Raw genomic sequence first — 18,039 nt, 5'->3', positions numbered from 1 at the left:
CTGCTCGCCCGAGGACGCCCTGTTCAAGGAGCCTCGGGATCTTCGGGCGCGGCCGTGAGCCCGTCCCCGGCCGGGCCAAGGCGCACGGCCTCGCTCGGAGGGGGAGGGGAGCCGGGTGTCACGTCACCCCGCTGTGCGCGGGGTGGCGGGAAGGCTCGTCGGTACTGGTTGGGAGAGACGCCGACGTGCTTGCGGAAGTGGTGGCGGAAGTTGTTCGCGGTGCCGAGGCCGGTGACGGTGCCGATCTGCTCGATGGGCAGGGTCGTGGATTCGAGGAGGCTGCGGGCGAGGGTGAGCCGTTCGTTGAGGAGCCACTGCAGGGGTGTGGTCCCGCCGGCGGCCTGGAGGCGGCGGTAGAACGTGCGCGGGCTCAGGGCCGCGCGCCGGGCCAGGCCCTCGATGGTCAGTGGTTCGTTCAGGTGGGCACGGGCCCATGCGAGTACCGGGGCGAGGCCGGCGTCGTCGGTCGCGGGCATCGGCATGTCGATGAACTGCGCCTGCCCGCCGGGGCGGTGGGCGGGGACGACCATGCGGCGGGCCAGCTGGTTGGAGACGTGCGCGCCGAGGTCACGGCGTACGAGGTGCAGGCACAGGTCGAGACCCGCGGTGAGCCCGGCGCTCGTCAGGACGTTGCCCTCGTCCACGTACAGGACCGAGTCGTCCACCTCCACCTTCGGGTACCGCTCGGCGAGTTGGGCCGCGTGCATCCAGTGCGCGGTGGCGCGGCGGCCGTCGAGAAGCCCCGCCTCGGCGAGCGCGAAGGCGCCGTTGCACAGGGAGACCACACGGGCCCCCGCGTCGTACGCCCGGCGCAGCGCGGTGACGAGCCCCTGCGGCAGGGGCCGGCCCTCGTCGACGCAGGCGTCGGGCACGGACGGGACGATGACGGTGTCGGCGCCCACGATGTCGTCGATGCCGTACGGGGTGCGGACCGAGAACCCGGACGGGCCCGGCCGCTCGCCCTCCGGCCCGGCGCCCCCGTCGCCGAGGCTGCACAGGCGGAAGTCGTACCAGGGATCCGCCAGGTCGGGCTGCGGCTTGCCGAAGACCGTGCACGGAATGCTCAACTCGTAGAGGTCCCAGGCGGGGACGTCGATCTCCTCGGTCACGACCACGGCGACTGAACCAACGCTCACCCCGCCAGCGTAACGGCACGATTTTGGTGGTCGCTGTCACTGCTGTCACTGTCCCGGACCGGCCCGCCCTGCGAGCGTGGTGGGACCGATGGGCGGCACTCCCAGGTGCACGGCGAACCGGGCCACGCCCACCTCGGACATCACGGAATCAGCAGGAGTTGAAGCATGTCCAGCACCAACGAACAGCAGGCCGTCACCGTCATCGGACTCGGGTCCATGGGCTCCGCACTCGCCACCGCACTGCTCGACCGGGGGCACTCCGTCACCGTGTGGAACCGCACGCCCGACAAGGCCCGCGCCCTGGTCGACCGAGGCGCTCGGCCGGCGGCCACTCCCGAAGAGGCCATTGCCGCGAGCCGGCTGACGATCCCCTGTCTCTTCGACTACGACGTGCTGCGCGGCGTGTTGGACCCCGCTGCCGGTGCCCTCGACGGCCGCGCGGTGGTCAACGTCACCTCCGGGAGCGCCGAGCAGGCCCGCGAGCTGGACGGGTGGCTGCGCTCGCACGGGGCCGACCACCTGGACGGCGGGATCATGACGACCCCGCCGGGCGTCGGCGACCCGAGCATGATGTTCCTCTACAGCGGCTCGCCGACCGTCCTCGACAGGCACCGCGGGGTTCTGGAGGCGCTGGGCGACCCGGTGTACCTCGGCACCGATCCCGGCCTCGCGTCCCTCTACGACGCGGCCCTGCTCGGGCTCATGTGGTCGACGCTGACCGGCTGGCTGCACGGGACGGCCCTGGCCGGAGCCGACGGCGTCGACGCCGCCGCGTTCACCCCCGTCGCCATCCGCTGGCTCACCGCGGTCACCGGTTTCATGACCACGTACGCGCCGCAGGTGGATGCCGGGCGTTACCCGGGCGACGACGCCACCATCGACGTACAGATCGCGACCATCGAGCACCTGGTCCACGCCGCGCAGGCCCGAGGCGTCGACACCTCGCTGCCGGCGCTCCTCAAGTCGATGATGGAACGGGCAAAGGCAGCCGGCCACGGCTCCGACAGCTACGCCGGTGTGATCGAAGTCCTGCGCAAGCCGAGCGAGAGGGGCTGAGCACAGGGCCGGGCGGCCGACGGACGGCCCGCCACACCCGGCGGCTCCCGCCGGGCGTGACGGGCCCCGGGCAGAGAGGTGCGCGTCGAGTCGCTCCTGGCCTGTTCCGGTTCATCGCCCGTCCGGAGCAGCCCGGTCTGTTCCGGTTCGCCGCCCGTCCGGAGCAGCCCGGCCTGTTCCGGTTCGCCGCCCGTCCGGGGCAGCGTCGGCGAGTGCGGTCTCGTGCCCGGCCCCGTGCCGCGCGTCGACCGCGGGCCGTGTGACCCCGCCGCACCGAAGCGCGGCGCCGGTAAATCGCTGGTGCGTCCCCGGGAGGGTGGCTAGGGTTGTGTCCGTTCCCGTGGCCGCTCTGCCGCCACTGTTCGATGTGTGTGACCGATCTGGGAGGTGTCGACCGATGGCTGTCGTTGCGATGGGCGTTGCCCGCATCCGGAAGTTCGTCAAGTCCACCTCCGTGGCCGCCGGCTGACCTCACTCCTTCCCGCGCTCGTGAGCGCGGTGCCGGGGCCACCCCTGTGAAGGGTCACCCCTTGTCTTTCTCCTCTCTCCCGAGCTCGTTCCCGTCCTCCTCGCATCCGCTCGTGCCGTACGGCTGGGACGAGGACTGGGCCGACGCGTTCGCCCCGTACGCCGCCGAAGGGCTGCTGCCCGGCCGGGTCGTCCGGGTCGACCGCGGGCAGTGCGACGTCGTCACCGCCGGCGGAGTCCTGCGGGCCGACACCGCCTTCGTCACTCCGCACGACCCCCTGCGCGTCGTCTGCACCGGCGACTGGGCCGCCGTCGAACCGGACGGCAACCCGCGCTACGTACGGACGTACCTGCCGCGCCGTACGGCCTTCGTGCGCTCCACCTCCTCCAAGCGGTCCGAGGGGCAGATCCTCGCGGCCAACGTCGACCACGCGATCGTCGCCGTGTCGCTCGCCGCCGAACTCGACCTCGCCCGGATCGAACGCTTCCTCGCGCTCGCCTGGGAGTCCGGGGCGCAGCCCCTGGTCGTGCTCACCAAGGCCGACCTCGTCCCCGACCCGGTGACCCTGGCGCACCTCGTCCAGGACGTGGAGACCGCCGCGCCCGGCGTGCCGGTGCTGTCCGTCAGCGCCGCGCACGGGGAAGGGCTCGACGTCCTCGGCGCCGTCGTCTCCGGCGGTACGGCGGTGCTGCTCGGGCAGTCCGGCGCGGGCAAGTCCACCCTCGCCAACGCGCTGCTGGGCGAGGACGCCATGGAGGTACAGGCCATCCGGGACGTCGACGGCAAGGGCCGGCACACCACCACCACCCGCAACCTCCTCGTCATGCCCGGCGGGGGAGTGCTGATCGACACCCCCGGCCTGCGGGGCGTCGGGCTCTGGGACGCGGGGAGCGGGGTCGGGCAGGTCTTCGCCGAGATCGAGGAGCTGGCCGGCGACTGCCGGTTCCACGACTGCGCCCACGAGAGCGAGCCGGGCTGCGCCGTCGCCGCCGCCATCGACACCGGTGAGCTGTCCGTGCGGCGCCTGGAGAGCTACCGCAAGCTCATGCGGGAGAACCAGCGCATCGTCGCCAAGACCGATGCCCGGCTGCGGGCCGAGATCCGCAAGGAGTGGAAGCGCCGGGGCGCCATCGGCAAGGCGGCGATGGAGGCCAAGCGGGGCCGCGTGCGGTAGCCGTCCCGCCGAACGCCATGTCCGATTTCCGCCAGCCCGGGTCTCCGGCCTGGCGGAGACTGGACGGTGTGATGGAGACCGCGGAGCACCGGGCGCCCGAGGACAGGACCGCGCCCGAGGACGGCAGGGCGCACGGGGACGGCAGGGCGCACGGGGACGGCAGGGCGCCCGAGGACAGGACGGCGTCCGAGGGCAGGACGGCGTCCGAGGACAGCAGGTACGAGGCCGTCCGCAGCCGGGACGCCCGGTTCGACGGTGCCTTCTTCTTCGCCGTCGAGACGACCGGCATCTACTGCCGGCCCAGCTGCCCGGCGGTCACGCCGAAGCGGCACAACGTGCGGTTCTACGCGACGGCCGCCGCCGCGCAGAGCTCGGGGTTCCGGGCCTGCCGGCGGTGCCGTCCGGACGCCGTGCCGGGCTCGGCGGACTGGAACGTCCGCGCCGACGTCGTCGGCCGGGCCATGCGGCTGATCGGCGACGGCGTCGTCGACCGCGAGGGCGTCGCCGGACTCGCCGGCCGGCTCGGATACAGCGCCCGCCACGTGCAGCGGCAGCTCACCGCCGAGCTCGGCGCCGGACCCGTGGCCCTGGCCCGCGCCCAGCGGGCGCACACCGCGCGGGTCCTGCTGCAGACCACCGGCCTGCCGGTCACCGAGATCGCGTTCGCGTCGGGGTTCGCCAGCGTGCGGCAGTTCAACGACACGGTCCGGGCCGTCTACGCGGCCACCCCGAGCGCGCTGCGCGCCGCCGCACCGGCACGCGACCGGGCCTCCCGGCGGTCGGCCACGCCCTCCGCGGGCATCCCGCTGCGGCTCGCCCACCGGGGCCCCTACCAGTCCGGGCCCGTCTTCGACCTGCTCCAGCGGGAGGCCGTCGCCGGAGTCGAGGAGATGAGCGGCCCCCCGGGCCACCGCGTCTACCGGCGCACCCTGCGCCTCCCGTACGGCACGGGGATCGTCGCCGTCGACGAACGGCCGGGCGGACCACGCACCGGCAGCGGCGGCTGGCTCGCCGCCCGCCTCCATCTCACCGACCTCCGCGACCTGACCACCGCCGTGCAACGGCTGCGCCGGCTGTTCGACCTCGACGCCGACCCGTACGCCGTCGACGAGCGACTCGGCGCCGACCCCCGGCTGGGCCCGCTGGTCGCCGCCCGCCCCGGGCTGCGCTCACCGGGCACCGCCGACCCCGACGAACTCGCCGTCCGGACCGTGGCCGGGCGGGCGGAGGCCGAGCGGCTGGTGCGGCGGTACGGCAAGACGCTGGACGCGCCGTGCGGCACCCTCACCCACCTCTTCCCCGAACCGGCCGTCCTCGCCGGGGCAGAGCCGCACGGCACCCCGGGCGCGCTCGCCGCGGCCCTCGCCGACGGCACCGTACGCCTGGACCCGGGCGCCGACCGGGACGACGCCGAGCGCGCGCTGCTCACCGTGCCCGGCCTGGACGCCCGCACGGCCGCCGTCGTGCGCACCCGCGCCCTCGGCGACCCGGACGTCGCCCCGCCCGGGCCGGCCGTGCCCGACACCTGGCGCCCCTGGCGCTCGTACGCCCTGAACCACCTGCGCGCAGCAGGAGAGTGGGAGCAGCACCGATGACGACGACCACCACGACCACGACCACCACGACCAGCACGTACTGGACGGAGACCGACAGCCCCGTCGGCCGGCTGCTCCTCACCGCCGGCCCGGACGGGACGCTCACCTCCCTGTCCGTACCCGGGCAGAAGGGCGGCCGGAGCGTCCAGGACGGCTGGCGGCACGACGCGGGGCCCTTCCGGGCGGCCGAGGAGCAGCTCGCCGCCTACTTCGCCGGGGAGCTGACGGAGTTCCGGCTGCCGCTGCGCGCCGAGGGCACCGCCTTCCGGGAGCGCGTGTGGGACGCCCTGGACGCCGTGCCCTACGGGACGACCACCACCTACGGCGAGATCGCCGCGCGCATCGGGGCCTCCCGGCCCGCGGTACGCGCCGTGGGCGGCGCGATCGGCGCCAACCCGCTGCTCATCCTGCGCCCCTGCCACCGGGTGATCGGCGCCGACGGCTCCCTGACGGGGTACGCGGGAGGTCTGGAACGCAAGACGCGGCTGCTCGCCCTGGAGGGCGCCGCGCTAGCCCGCTAGCACCGCGCCCAGCCACGCCCCGGTGATCAGCAGGCAGGCGAACAGTTCCGTCAGCACGCTGGAGCCGCCCGAGCGCATCGCCGTGCGCAGCGCCGCCACCGCCTCGCCGTGCCGGCCGAGCCGCAGCCGTTCGGCGAGGTAGACGCCGCCCACGAAGCCGGGGATCGCGCCGAGCACGGGGACCAGGACGAAGCCGAGGAGGGCGCCCGCACCCGCGTACGCCGTCACCCGGCGGGTGGCGTCGTCCCCGCCCAGCCGCCGGGGCGGCAGCGTCCAGCGCACCGCCCGGGACAGGAGCAGGACGACCGTGGCGCCGACGAGCACGGCCCACGCGACAGGCCGCGGGTCCTTCAACGCCCACCACAGGACCCCGGCCCACACCAGCCACGCCCCGGGCATGCCCGGGAGCAGCACGCCGCACAGCCCGAGCAGAATGACCAGGCCGGACAGCAGGAGGTCCCACGCTCCCATCTGTCCAGGGTGCCGGAGACGGGTGCGCGGCGCAGCCGCCCGGCGGAGCGGACGAGGCGGGCGGTGCGGGCGGGGCGGGTGGGGGCCGGTGGGGCCGGTTCAGCGTTTCCGGGCCACCCAGTCCCGCTCGTACGCGTGCCAGCCCAGCTGGAGCCGGGTCGTCACCCCGGTCAGCTCCATCAGGCGCTTCACCCGCCGCTGTACGGTCCGCAGGCCCAGGTCGAGCTGTTTGGCGACGCTCGCGTCGGTCAGGCCGGCCAGCAGCAGGGAGAGGATCTCCAGGTCGGTCTCGTCGGGCCCGTCCGGTCCGTGCTCGCTGACGCCGGACGCGCCGAGCCGCAGCGGCAGCGCGTCCCGCCACACCGACTCGAACAGGCCCGACAGCAGCTCCAGCAGGCCACTGGCGTGCACGACCAGCGCGGCCGGCTCCGAGGAGCGCGCGGTGAGCGGCACCAGGGCGAGGGACCGGTCGGCGACGACCAGCTTGGTCGGCACCCGGTCCACCACCCGCACCTGCTCGTCGCGGCCCAGCGCGGCGGTCAGCTCCGTGATGCCGGTCGGCTTGTCCAGTACCGACCGCTCGACCACGACCCGGTAGCGCACCCCGCGTCCGGTGGCCTGTTCCTCCGCGTCGTTCTCCATGCCGGTGACGGCGACCGGGGTGCCGGTGACCAGCGCGCACACCTCCTCGCTCGCCGCCAGCTGGAGCTGGAAGAAGCGCTGGGCGACCGCCGCGGCGCCGGTCACCACCTCCACCAGGTCGTGCACGGCGGGTTCGGCCGCCGCCGCCCGGTACTCCTCGGCCAGCAGCGCCGCCGCCAGCTCCGCCTTCTCCAGCTCGTGCCGCTGCTGGGTGAGCAGCGCGCCCAGCGCCACTCCCGGCGGCGCGGCGACCCAGCGGCCGGGCCGGGCCGAGGACTGGGCCGCGAGCCCGTTCTGTTCCAGCCGGCGCAGGGCCCGCTCGGTGTCCTGCTCACCGAGCGCCAGCCGACGGGCGAGATCCGGCACGTCGGCGGCGCCCACGGACACCAGCGCCCGGTACGCCGACTCGTGCGCGTCCTCCAGCCCCAGCACTCCCAGCACCAACGTCGCCCCTCCCCGAGAACAAACCCACCATCACCCGCGCGCAGCCGCCGTGGCGGAAAACGGCCACGGCGGGAACCCGCCCGCGGACATCATCGCCGTACCGTCGGTCACTCTGCCAATGTGGCGTCGCCGGGCGGTTCTCCCGTGGGGGGTGGGACCGCTCGGCCACCCCACCTCGCACCCGCCTCGCACCATCGTTCGAGGTGTCCCCCGACACGCCGTCCGGCGCGCGCCGGTGCGCCCGGATTTTCCGGATGCACCGTTTTCATACGGCTCCGGCGGTGGACAATCAGGGGCATGAGTCAGCAGGGGGGAAGGCCCGCCGGTCATGACGACGACTGGTGGGCGCAGCTGTACGACGACTCCACCGACGACACCGGCCCCACGGCCGCACCCGATTCCCTGGACGACCGCTTCGCCTCGGCGGCGGGGACGGTGTCCGGCCGGCCGGACCAGGACACCCGGGAGGAGCCGCAACCGCCGCAACCGCCTCCGGCCGGGGACCGGCCCCCTTGGCGGGCGGCGCCGCCCGCCGGCATCCCAGGCCCCCGTACCGCGGGTCCGGACGCTCCAGCTCCAGCGGCTTCACCGGACGTCAACGAAGGCCTCCGCGGCGGCGCCGCGCCGGGCTCTCCCGGCCCGCCCCGGCCGCGGGCCCCCTGGGAACCGCCGCCCGCCGCACCCGCCGGCCCGGTGAGCTTCCCGCCGGACGACTTCCCGCCGGAACCCGGACGGCCGTCCGGGGCGAGGCCGTCCGGCAGGGAACGGCCCGGCACTCCACGGCCCGCAGCCGAGCGGCAGCCCGGTCCCGTAGGGCCCGCAGCCGAGCGGCAGCCCGGCACTCCACAGCCGTCAGCCGAGCGGCAGTCCGGCCCTCCACAGCCGCCAGCCGATCGGCAGCCCGGCACCCCACAACCGTCAGCCGAGCGGCAGCCCGACCCCGTGCGGCCCGCCCCGCCGCCTCCGCGACCGGCCGGGCACCGACCGGGACCGCACGGCCGCACCACCCGGGGGACCGGCCCCGCCGATCTCACGGAACCCCCCGCCACCCCCCTCCCCTCCGCCCGGTCGGCCCCCGGCGCACCACCGCCCCCGCCCAGGACCAGCCCCGGTCTGCCCCCGCTCCCGCCGCCCTTCCTCCCGTCCCAGCCTCCGGAGCCGCTGCCCACGCAGGCGGCCCGGTACGGCAACGGCGACGCTTCGCCCTCCACGTGTGACTACGTCGGTTCCGGGCCGCCCACCTACGACGCCGAGCCCACCGCGCTGCCGCCCGCCGACCCGGACGGGCTCGACGGGCTGGTGGCGGACACCGTGCTGGACGGCGCCCGGTACGGGACCTGCACGCTGCGGGCCGTGTCCGTACGGGGGGACTCCGCGCGGTACCGGGGCGACCCGCGGCGCGACGCGCTGCTCGTGGCCCGCTTCGGCGCGGGGGAGCAGGCACTGATCCTGGTGGCGATGGCGACGGGTGCCCGCGCGACCGCCGGGGCGCACCTCGCCGCCGCCGAGGTGTGCCGGTGGATCGGGCGGGCGGTGGGCCGCAGCCGGGACCGGCTCGCCGAGGACCTGCGGGCCGCCCGGCGCGGCGACCTCAAGTCCGGCCTGCACCGCCTCACCGACCGCAGCCTCGGCAGGCTCCGGGCCGGCGCCGCCGAACAGGGCCTGGACCCGGAGGAGTACGCGGCCACCCTGCGCTGTCTGCTGCTGCCCGCCGACCCCGAGTGCCGTACGCGGGTGTTCTTCGGCGTCGGCGCGGGCGGACTGTTCCGGCTGCGGGACGGCGCCTGGCGGGACATGGAGCCGAGCGCCGGCGACGTCACGGGCGAACCCGTCGTCGGGTTCGGCTCGGCACCGGGTGGCAGGCCGGACGGCAAGCGGGGCGAGGCGCCGAACGGGACGCGCGGCGGCGACCGGCTCACCATGGACCTCGGCATCCCCCCACCACCCGGCCCGAACGGCGAACCGCTCGCCGGACCACCACGCGAGCCGTTCCGCTTCCGCGCCTCCGTAGCCCGCCCGGGTGATGTGCTCCTGATGTGCACCGCGGGCCTCGCCGAGCCGTTGCTGAGCGAGCCCGAGCTGGGTGAACTCCTCGCACGGCGATGGGCCGGACGCACCCCGCCCGGCCTCGCGGAGTTCCTCGCCGACAGCGGCGTCCGGGTCAAGGGCTACGCCGACGACCGTACGGCCGCCGCCGTCTGGGAGGCGTGACGCCGCTCGCTGTGCCATAGCTGGAGCCATGGCCAAACAGAACGTCGCGGAACAGTTCGTCGACATCCTCACCCGTGCCGGGGTCGAACGCCTCTACGGAGTCGTCGGCGACAGCCTCAACCCGGTCGTGGACGCGGTGCGCCGCCACTCCGGCATCGAGTGGGTGCACGTGCGGCACGAGGAGACCGCAGCCTTCGCCGCCGGGGCGGAGGCCCAGATCACCGGGAAGCTCACCGCGTGCGCCGGCTCCTGCGGCCCCGGCAACCTCCACCTCATCAACGGCCTCTACGACGCCCACCGCTCCGCGGCCCCCGTCCTCGCCCTCGCCTCGCAGATCCCGTCCAGCGAGATCGGCCTCGGCTTCTTCCAGGAGACCCACCCCGACCAGCTGTTCCGCGAGTGCAGCCACTACAGCGAGCTGATCTCCAGCCCGAAGCAGATGCCGCGGCTGCTCCAGACCGCCATCCAGCACGCCGTCGGCCAGGGCGGCGTCAGCGTCGTCTCCCTGCCCGGCGACATCGCCGACGAGCCCGCGCCGGAGAAGGCCGCCGAGACGGCACTCGTCACCTCCCGGCCGACCGTCCGGCCCGGCGACGAGGAGATCGACCGGCTGGTGCGGCTGATCGACGACGCCGACAAGGTCACCCTGTTCTGCGGCGCCGGCACGGCGGGTGCGCACGCCGAGGTCATGGAGTTCGCCGGGAAGATCAAGTCGCCGGTGGGGCACGCCCTGCGCGGCAAGGAGTGGATCCAGTACGACAATCCGTACGACGTCGGGATGAGCGGGCTGCTCGGGTACGGCGCGGCCTACGAGGCCACCCACGAGTGCGACCTGCTGATCCTGGTCGGCACGGATTTCCCGTACAACGCCTTCCTGCCCGACGACGTGAAGATCGCGCAGATCGACGTCCGGCCCGAGCACCTGGGCCGGCGTTCCAAGCTGGACCTCGCGGTGTGGGGCGACGCGAAGGAGACCCTGCGCTGCCTGATCCCGCGGGTGAAGGAGAAGAAGAGCCGCCGCTTCCTCGACCGGATGCTGAAGAAGCACGCGGACGCCCTGGAGGGCGTGGTCAAGGCGTACACCCGCAAGGTCGACAAGCACGTGCCGATCCATCCCGAGTACGTCGCCGCCGTGCTCGACGAGATGGCCGACGACGACGCCGTGTTCACCGTCGACACCGGCATGTGCAACGTCTGGGCCGCCCGCTACGTCTCGCCCAACGGGCGGCGCCGCATCATCGGGTCGTTCTCGCACGGCTCGATGGCGAACGCGCTGCCGATGGCGATCGGCGCCCAGTTCACCGACCGGCGCCGGCAGGTGGTCTCCATGTCCGGTGACGGCGGGTTCACCATGCTGATGGGCGACTTCCTCACCCTCGTCCAGCACGACCTGCCGGTGAAAGTCGTCCTCTTCGACAACTCCTCGCTCAGCATGGTCGAGCTGGAGATGCTGGTCGCGGGCCTGCCCTCGCACGGCGTGGCCAACGTCAACCCCGACTTCGCCGCCGTCGCCGAGGCCTGCGGCGCCTTCGGGGTGCGGGTGGAGAAGCCCAAGGAGCTGGCCGGGGCGTTGAAGGCCGCGTTCAAGCACAAGGGGCCGGCCCTCGTCGACGTCGTCACCGACCCCAACGCCCTGTCCATCCCGCCCAGGATCAGCGCCGACATGGTCACCGGCTTCGCACTGTCCGCCTCGAAGATCGTCCTGGACGGCGGTGTCGGACGCATGGTCCAGATGGCCCGGTCGAACCTGCGCAACGTGCCGCGACCGTAGGGCCTGACCGGACGTCCCTGCCGCATTTCCGTCGCATTCCCGTCGTCCACCCGGCGGGAACCGGCCAGTTCGGCCGCTCCGTGGCCGAACAACCGGTCGTTGAGCGTGCGACATGACTGCCCGGGACCCAGCCGGGCAAGGATTCCCCCGTGAACGTGTTCGAGGGACGTCGAGCGGAAGGAAACGGACATCGGCACGCGGACGGGGGACAGGAAGAGGCGGGCGGTGCCACAGCTCAGGTGCAGACTCGGGCAGGCGGACCTGAGGGCGGTGCCCGAGGCGCGCCGGGCGCTGCGCGACCTGCTGCGGCACTGGGGCAAGCCCGGACGGTCGGAGATCGCCGAACTGCTCACCAGCGAACTGGTCACCAACGCGCTCGTCCACACGGACGACGACGCGGTCCTGACGGCGACGGTGGAACCGGACGGACTGCGGGTCGAGGTACGGGACTTCGTCGGCGGGCTGCCCCGGCCGCGGTCTGCCGAGCCGGAGGAGAGCACGAACGGCAGGGGACTGGTCCTGGTGCAGTCCCTCGCGGACGCGTGGGGCGTACGGCCGCACGGGGTGGGCAAGTCGGTCTGGTTCCGACTGGACGCCGAGGCCGCGTGAATGACGAAGGGGCGTGACATCTGGTCACGCCCCTTGCCCGGGCGACGGTTCCCGATGGCCGATGGCCGATGGCCGATGACCGATTGGCCGATGACCGCGGTCGCCTCTAGCCGAACTGCTGCTCCAGGTCCTTGAGTTTGCGCTCCAGGGAGTCGAGGCGCGGCAGGGCCTGGGTGTCGTCCTCCGCGGTGAGGTCGACGGTGACCTGGTCAGCTCCGCGACGCACGGGCTGCAGGGAGGGACGCCCGCCCACGGGCAGTGGCTCCGGCGTGGATATGGCAGGCTCCGCGGCGGCGCGTTCGGTGCCCCGTTCCACCTGCTGCACCTCGACCTCGACTCCACGGCCGAGGATGCCCCGGGGACCGTGGCCCCGGCTGATCGCCTTCAGCTGTGCCCGCTCCAGGCGCTCCTGCTCGCGCCGCCGCAGCTTCTTCTCCTCCTTCTGACGCCTGTCGTCGCGCACCTCCTCGACCGCCTCGTCGAGGCTGCGCACGCCCTCCAGGAGCATCAGCGACCAGGCACGGTACGTCTCCCGGGGAGCCCGCAGCCAGCGGACCATGCGGATCTGCGGCAGCGGACGCGGCACCAGACCCTGCTCGCGCAGGGCGGCCCGGCGGGTCTGCTTCAGAGCCCGGTCGAACAGCACCGCCGCCGACAGGGACATGCCGGCGAAGAAGTGGGGGGCACCCGCGTGACCGATGCCGCGGGGCGCGTGCACCCAGTTGAACCAGGCCGCCGCGAACGCGAAGGTCCACACGAGTATGCGGGAGCCGAGCGCCGCGTCACCGTGGCTGGCCTCGCGCACCGCGAGGACGGAGCAGAACATCGCCGCCCCGTCGAGTCCGAACGGGACCAGGTACTGCCAGCCGCCGCTCAGACCGAGGTTCTGCTCGCCGAAGCCGACCAGACCGTGGAAGGAGAGCGCCGCGGCGACCGCGGCGCAGCAGAAGAGCAGGACATAGGAGACGCTGCCGTAGAGGGCTTCCTTGCGCCTGCGGCGCTCCTCCATGCGCTCCCACGAGTCGTCCGCGCCCGCGTCCTTCCCCGAGGAACGCTTGCCACGCGCGAGCACCGCCACCGCCGCCAGCATGCCCAGGAGCAGCACGGCGCCCGGAAGCAGCCAGTTCAGCGATATGTCGGTCAATCTCATCTAGGGGTCCCTTGCATTGGGATAGGGCGTAACGCCCGCCATGGTGGCCCAAACCCAGCGGCCCTCAGGGGGTTTCGGGGCAAGAGGCCGCCAAGAGAGTGCGAGGGGGTGCCCAAGGCGACGTTCTGCTCGAACTGCCGCGTGAGGGGCGGGAGTTGAGTTCGAATAAGACTACCCGTACGTGTGGTTCCGCGGAAAGTTCCCGCCACGCGTGAGGGATGTGTGAACGACGTCGGTGATCTTAGTCGACGATCCCGGGGACGGTCGCGCGAGAGCGTGCCCGGTGAGGATCAACTCGCCGTGGCGAGGAGCTTGTTGACGCGGTCCGCGTCGCAGGTGCGCGGGCAGGTGGCGCAGGTGTCCTCGGGGCGCAGCGTGTAGAACATGCAGCAGCTCGCCCGGTCCCGGGTGTGCAGCGGTTCGCCGTCCGGCCCCTTCAGCTCCCGGAACGCGGCATCGCCGACGTACGGCTTGGTCGCGCCCGGCAGCAGCAGCTCCAGCTCGTGCCGTGCCCGCTCCTGCTCGCCGAGCAGATGGGCGACGTACCACAGGCCCTCGACGACCTCGTCGGTCGCCATGCCCCACAGGGCGCGTCCGCGCCGTCGCATGCGTGGTCCGAACCCGGCCAGCACCGGCTCCAGGTGCTCGGCGACGGCGGCCCGTACCTCGGTCCGCAGCGCCTCCTCGTCGGCGACCACCCGGGCGCCGGGCAGCGTCGCGGCCGGATCCCCCGGCAGACAGGCGAAGCCGGCCGGCCGCACGGCCATGCGGCCGAGGGGGAGGCCGGCGGCGGAGCGGTCGTACGCGACGTCGGTCACGGGACAGCGGGGCACCCGGCGGTGCAGGAACCACGGCACGGTGATGAGCAGGCAGGCCGGCCACGCGTACCGGTGCAGCCCGAAGCTCGCGACCACGTCCGGCCGGGCCCGCTGCCCGTAGTCCCGCAGCACCTGGGCGTCGTCCCAGGCGAGGAAGGCCTCCAGCTCCGCCCCGCCCGCCGCGAGCGAGGCGGCGCCGACCCATCCGCCGCCGCGCGGGACCTCGTGGCCCGCGTCCAGCTCGGTGACGCCCAGCCCCGGGAGGACCTCGGACAGACGCGCGTAGGCGTCCGTGAAGGCCGAGCGGGTGACAGGCATGCGGGACCACCGATCCACGTCGGAGCAACGGGCAGTTTCAGGTAAGCCTTACCTTACCGAAGATCCTCGGGATTTGAACTGACGGCCCGTGCCCTTATGGTGCTTGACGGACAAGCGACAACCCGCCGTAATGACCCCAAGTACCGACACGTCCCTCAGGAGGACCCGTGAGACCGAGCGCGCAGGATGCGGCCGGGACGGGCACCGGGCGGACCGGTACATCCGCCGGCGCCGCCCGGCCGGTGCGGGTCCCGGCGCCGCCCGGCGCCGGGGACACGGACCGGGCACGGGCACGGGGTGCCGGGGAGCCGGTCGGGGCCGCGCGCGGCGAACACACGCACAGCGAACCTCCCCCGCCCCGCCCGCGCGCCCTCGTCCAGCGTTCCTCCGTGCGCGGGCAGGTCCTCGACGCCCTGCGCACGGCGCTGGTCTCCGGTGAGCTGCGCCCCGGCGAGGTCTACTCGGCGCCCGCGCTCGGCGAGCGGTTCGGCGTCTCCGCCACGCCCGTACGGGAGGCCATGCAGCAGCTCGCCCTGGAGGGCGCCGTCGAGGTCGTCCCCAACCGCGGCTTCCGCGTCGTCGAGCGCGGCGACCGGGAACTGGCCGAGCTCGCCGAGGTCCGGGCCCTGATCGAGGTCCCCGTGATGCTCCGCCTGGCCCGTACGGTGCCCGCCGAGCGCTGGGCGGAGCTGCGCCCCTTCGCCGAGGCCACCGTCCGGGCCGCGTCGTCCGGCTGCCCGGCCACGTACGCCGAGGCCGACCGCGCCTTCCATCGCGCGGTGCTGGCGCTGGCCGGCAACGACCAGCTCGTCCGGATCGCCGGTGACCTGCACCGCCGCGCCCAGTGGCCGCCGGCCGGCGCCCCCGCGGTACGGGGGCGGGCCGACCTGATCGCCGACGCCCACGAACACACGGCGCTGCTCGACGCGCTGATCGCCGGCGACCTGGACGTGGTGCGGGCCCTGGTGGGGGAGCACTACACCGGGGCGCCTTGAACGCGGTGCTCTGAACGCGGCGTCCTGAACCTGGTGCTCTGAACGCGGCGTCCTGAGCCCGTGTCCTGAGGCCGGCGTTCTGAACGCGGTGTCCTGAGCCCGGTGCTCTGACCGCGGTGTCCGAACGCGGCGCCGCGGGTGCGGCGCCGCGGGTGTTGCCTCTACCCGACCTCCTCCCGTTCGGTGCGGCTCGCCGGCACCTTCCTCTCCGCGGCCCCGGCCGTGGCCGCGGCCCGGCCCTTGCGGCGTGCGGGGCGCGATCCGCTGCCGCGGTCGTACATCTCGATGGCCAGCGGAGAGGCGGTGAACACCGAGGAATACGTGCCGACCCCCACGCCGATCAGCAGGGCGAGGGCGAAGTCGGTGAGCGAGTCGTCGGCGAGCAGGGCCAGCGAGGCGAGGATGAGCACCGCGCCCATACCCGTGTTGACCGTACGCGGCAGGGTCTGCAGGATCGCCTGGTTCGTGAGCCGGGCGAACGGCGTCTTCCGGTCCCGGCCGGCGAGCAGCTCCCGGATGCGGTCGAAGAGGACGACCGAGTCGTTGACCGAGTAGCCGATCACGGTGAGCAGCGCGGCCAGGAAGACCCCGTCGATCGGTTTGCCCAGCCAGGCGAACACGCCGACCAGGATGACCACGTCGTGGGCGAGCGCGCCGACCGCCGCGGTGCCGAACAGCAACCGGAAACGGACGGCGAGGTACAGCAGCTGGGCGGCCAGGGCCAGGGCCAGGGCGATCAGGGCGTCCTTCCGCAGCTCCTCGCCCAGACTGGGGCCGATCAGCTCGTCGCGGACCTTCTCCGTCTCGCCGCCCAGCTCGCCGATGGTCTTGGCGACGGTCTCCGCCTCGGCGTTGGTCAGCTTCTCGGTGCGCACGGTGAGGTCACTGTCACCGGAGGACTGGACGACCGCACGGGGGAAGCCCGCGTCGGCGAGGGCGTCCCGCGCCCGGTCGGCGTCGACCTGGGTGGCCGTGGAGTACTCGATGAGCCGTCCGCCGGTGAACTCGATGCCGAAGTTCAGGCCGCGGACCAGGATGCCGGAGCCGGCCACCACGAGGACGACGGCGGAGGCGGCCAGCCAGCGGCGCGGCCGGCGCATCAGGAACGGGTCGCGGCGCAGCAGGGCGTCGCGGACCGGGCCGGTGGTCGAGATGCCGGTGATGTGCGGGCGGCGGAAGACCGACGGGCGGCTCGCGGCGAACTCGGCGAGCACCCGGGTGATCACCAGGGCGCTGACCATGGAGGCGAGCACGCCGATGCCCAGGGTGACGCCGAAGCCCTTCACCGGGCCCGAGGCCAGGAAGAACAGCAGGGCGGCGGCGATCAGCGTGGTGGTGTTGGAGTCGGCGATCGCGCTGAAGGCACTGCGGAAACCGGCGGTCAGCGACGAGCGCGTGCTCGGCCGGGTACGGGCGGCCTGTTCCTCGCGGGCCCGTTCGAACACGAGGACGTTGGCGTCCACCGCCATGCCGATGGCCAGGACGAATCCGGCCAGGCCGGGAAGGGTCAGGGTGGCGCCGATCGCGGCCAGGGCGGCGTAGGCGATCAGGCCGTAGCAGAGCAGGGCCACGGTCGCGAGGACGCCCATGAGCCGGTAGACGACGATGATGAACAGCCCGGTCAGCGCGGTGCCGATGACGGCGGCCCAGGCGCCGGCCGAGATGGCCTCGTCGCCCAGGGTCGCGCCGATGGTGCGCTGCTCGATGGTCTCGACCGGTACGGGCAGGGCGCCGCCCTTGACGAGCAGGGCCAGCTCGCGGGCCTCGGCGTCGTCGAAGGAACCGGTGATCTGCGTGGAGCCACCGGCGATGCCGGCCCCGCAGGCCACCGACGGGTCGACCTGCGGCGAGGAGATGATCTTGTTGTCGAGCACGATGGCGACCCGGCGCTGCGGATCGCCGGCCGGGTGACAGGCGGCCTCGCCGGTCACCTTGGCCCAGCGGTCACTGCCCGCGTCCTTGAAGTCGACGGTGACGTGCCATCCCGCGCCGCCCTGCTGGTCGAAGCGGGCGTCGGCGCCCTCGACGTCCTGCCCGGTCAGCGTGGCCTCCTTGAGACGGAGGGACAGGCCGGACTCGTCCGGCAGGACCCGCTCACCGTCCGTGCCGGAGGACGTCTCGGCGTCGTCGGCCTTGGGGGCATCGGCCTTGGCGTCGTCGGCCTTGGCGTCGTCGGCCTTGGCGTCGTCGGCCTTGGCGTCGTTCCCGGTGGCCGCTCCCTCGGGTTCGGCCGGGCCGAGCACCGAGTGGACGGTGAGCTGCGCGGTGCGGCCCAGCACGTCGGCCGCCTTCTTCGGGTCCTGTACGCCGGGCAGTTCGACGACGACGCGGTTGTCACCGGAGCGGACGATGGTCGGCTCCGCGACGCCGAGTGCGTCGATACGGCCGCGCAGCACCTCCACGGTGCGGTCGGTGGCCTCCCGGTCGGCCTTGGTGGTTTCGGTGGACTTGGTCTCCAGCACGATCTGGGTGCCGCCGCGCAGGTCGAGTCCGAGGCGGATCGGCATGGTCAGGGCGATGGCCACGGCTCCGGCCATCACCAGGAGGGCGACGAGCGCACGCCCCCTCAGGGAGTGGGGACGGGAGCGGGGACGGGAACGTTTCAACACGGGCCTCCGGCGGGCACGCCGCGGCAGCGGCCCAGCGCGGCCGCGGCGAA

14 protein-coding genes are annotated in these 18,039 nt (G+C 73.9%); 8 read left to right on the top strand and 6 right to left on the bottom strand.

The window, feature by feature from the left end:
* Positions 1–23: 23 nt before the first annotated feature.
* Positions 24–1,115, bottom strand: coding sequence for a GlxA family transcriptional regulator (locus tag ACP4J0_RS16085; protein ID WP_426599460.1), 1,092 nt, complete (start codon positions 1,113–1,115; stop codon positions 24–26).
* 186 nt (positions 1,116–1,301) lie between these two features.
* Here ACP4J0_RS16085 and ACP4J0_RS16080 point away from each other — a divergent pair, with 186 nt between their 5' ends.
* From ACP4J0_RS16080 to ACP4J0_RS16065, 4 genes are all read left to right on the top strand, one after another.
* Positions 1,302–2,192 (top strand): NAD(P)-dependent oxidoreductase, encoded by an 891-nt coding sequence (locus tag ACP4J0_RS16080; protein WP_426599352.1) that lies wholly within the window; start codon positions 1,302–1,304, stop codon positions 2,190–2,192.
* A gap of 530 nt (positions 2,193–2,722) precedes the next feature.
* A complete protein-coding gene (gene rsgA / locus ACP4J0_RS16075; protein ID WP_426599351.1) occupies positions 2,723–3,835 on the top strand; it encodes a ribosome small subunit-dependent GTPase A in 1,113 nt (370 codons plus the stop codon).
* A 71-nt stretch (positions 3,836–3,906) separates the two neighbouring features.
* On the top strand, positions 3,907–5,430 hold the full coding sequence (locus ACP4J0_RS16070; protein ID WP_426599459.1) for a DNA-3-methyladenine glycosylase 2 family protein: 1,524 nt from the start codon (positions 3,907–3,909) through the stop codon (positions 5,428–5,430).
* Complete coding sequence (locus ACP4J0_RS16065) at positions 5,427–5,951, top strand: methylated-DNA--[protein]-cysteine S-methyltransferase (RefSeq protein WP_426599350.1); 525 nt, start codon at positions 5,427–5,429, stop codon at positions 5,949–5,951. The genes ACP4J0_RS16070 and ACP4J0_RS16065 overlap by 4 nt, the downstream gene beginning before the upstream one ends.
* Here ACP4J0_RS16065 and ACP4J0_RS16060 read toward each other — a convergent pair.
* Together ACP4J0_RS16060 and ACP4J0_RS16055 are read right to left on the bottom strand one after the other, a co-directional pair.
* A complete protein-coding gene (locus tag ACP4J0_RS16060) occupies positions 5,940–6,422 on the bottom strand; it encodes a DUF456 domain-containing protein (RefSeq protein ID WP_426599349.1) in 483 nt (160 codons plus the stop codon). The two genes, ACP4J0_RS16065 and ACP4J0_RS16060, sit on opposite strands and share 12 nt — an antisense overlap.
* 99 nt (positions 6,423–6,521) lie before the next feature.
* Complete coding sequence (locus tag ACP4J0_RS16055; RefSeq protein WP_426599348.1) at positions 6,522–7,505, bottom strand: helix-turn-helix domain-containing protein; 984 nt, start codon at positions 7,503–7,505, stop codon at positions 6,522–6,524.
* A gap of 945 nt (positions 7,506–8,450) precedes the next feature.
* Here ACP4J0_RS16055 and ACP4J0_RS16050 point away from each other — a divergent pair.
* From ACP4J0_RS16050 to ACP4J0_RS16040, 3 genes are all read left to right on the top strand, one after another.
* Positions 8,451–9,719, top strand: coding sequence for a protein phosphatase 2C domain-containing protein (locus tag ACP4J0_RS16050; RefSeq protein ID WP_426599347.1), 1,269 nt, complete (start codon positions 8,451–8,453; stop codon positions 9,717–9,719).
* Positions 9,720–9,747: 28 nt separating this feature from the next.
* The gene (locus tag ACP4J0_RS16045) at positions 9,748–11,490 is read left to right on the top strand and encodes a pyruvate dehydrogenase (RefSeq protein ID WP_426599346.1); all 1,743 of its coding nucleotides are present in this window, start codon (positions 9,748–9,750) and stop codon (positions 11,488–11,490) included.
* A gap of 225 nt (positions 11,491–11,715) precedes the next feature.
* Positions 11,716–12,099 (top strand): ATP-binding protein, encoded by a 384-nt coding sequence (locus ACP4J0_RS16040; RefSeq protein ID WP_426599345.1) that lies wholly within the window; start codon positions 11,716–11,718, stop codon positions 12,097–12,099.
* A 106-nt stretch (positions 12,100–12,205) separates the two neighbouring features.
* Here ACP4J0_RS16040 and ACP4J0_RS16035 read toward each other — a convergent pair whose 3' ends face one another.
* Both ACP4J0_RS16035 and ACP4J0_RS16030 read right to left on the bottom strand, forming a co-directional pair.
* The gene (locus ACP4J0_RS16035; protein WP_426599344.1) at positions 12,206–13,249 is read right to left on the bottom strand and encodes a DUF2637 domain-containing protein; all 1,044 of its coding nucleotides are present in this window, start codon (positions 13,247–13,249) and stop codon (positions 12,206–12,208) included.
* Positions 13,250–13,539: 290 nt separating this feature from the next.
* Positions 13,540–14,385 (bottom strand): (2Fe-2S)-binding protein, encoded by an 846-nt coding sequence (locus ACP4J0_RS16030; protein ID WP_426599343.1) that lies wholly within the window; start codon positions 14,383–14,385, stop codon positions 13,540–13,542.
* Between the two features lie 167 nt (positions 14,386–14,552).
* Here ACP4J0_RS16030 and ACP4J0_RS16025 point away from each other — a divergent pair, with 167 nt between their 5' ends.
* Positions 14,553–15,380 (top strand): GntR family transcriptional regulator, encoded by an 828-nt coding sequence (locus tag ACP4J0_RS16025; protein ID WP_426599342.1) that lies wholly within the window; start codon positions 14,553–14,555, stop codon positions 15,378–15,380.
* Between the two features lie 161 nt (positions 15,381–15,541).
* On the opposite strand, the gene secD is transcribed toward ACP4J0_RS16025, so the two are convergent.
* A complete protein-coding gene (gene secD / locus ACP4J0_RS16020; RefSeq protein WP_426599341.1) occupies positions 15,542–17,986 on the bottom strand; it encodes a protein translocase subunit SecD in 2,445 nt (814 codons plus the stop codon).
* Positions 17,987–18,039: the final 53 nt, after the last annotated feature.

Origin of the sequence: Streptomyces sp. WG7, from assembly GCF_049975785.1 — a bacterium.
Classification (GTDB): domain Bacteria; phylum Actinomycetota; class Actinomycetes; order Streptomycetales; family Streptomycetaceae; genus Streptomyces.
This window is presented reverse-complemented; position numbering and strand designations above follow the sequence as displayed.

Bases quoted from the DNA above. Each gene is read 5' to 3' on its own strand.
- ACP4J0_RS16035 (WP_426599344.1), bottom strand. From the start codon at position 13,249: ATGAGATTGACCGACATATCGCTGAACTGGCTGCTTCCGGGCGCCGTG.
- ACP4J0_RS16030 (WP_426599343.1), bottom strand. From the start codon at position 14,385: ATGCCTGTCACCCGCTCGGCCTTCACGGACGCCTACGCGCGTCTGTCC.
- ACP4J0_RS16045 (WP_426599346.1), top strand. From the start codon at position 9,748: ATGGCCAAACAGAACGTCGCGGAACAGTTCGTCGACATCCTCACCCGT.
- ACP4J0_RS16070 (WP_426599459.1), top strand. From the start codon at position 3,907: ATGGAGACCGCGGAGCACCGGGCGCCCGAGGACAGGACCGCGCCCGAG.
- ACP4J0_RS16080 (WP_426599352.1), top strand. From the start codon at position 1,302: ATGTCCAGCACCAACGAACAGCAGGCCGTCACCGTCATCGGACTCGGG.
- ACP4J0_RS16065 (WP_426599350.1), top strand. From the start codon at position 5,427: ATGACGACGACCACCACGACCACGACCACCACGACCAGCACGTACTGG.
- ACP4J0_RS16060 (WP_426599349.1), bottom strand. From the start codon at position 6,422: ATGGGAGCGTGGGACCTCCTGCTGTCCGGCCTGGTCATTCTGCTCGGG.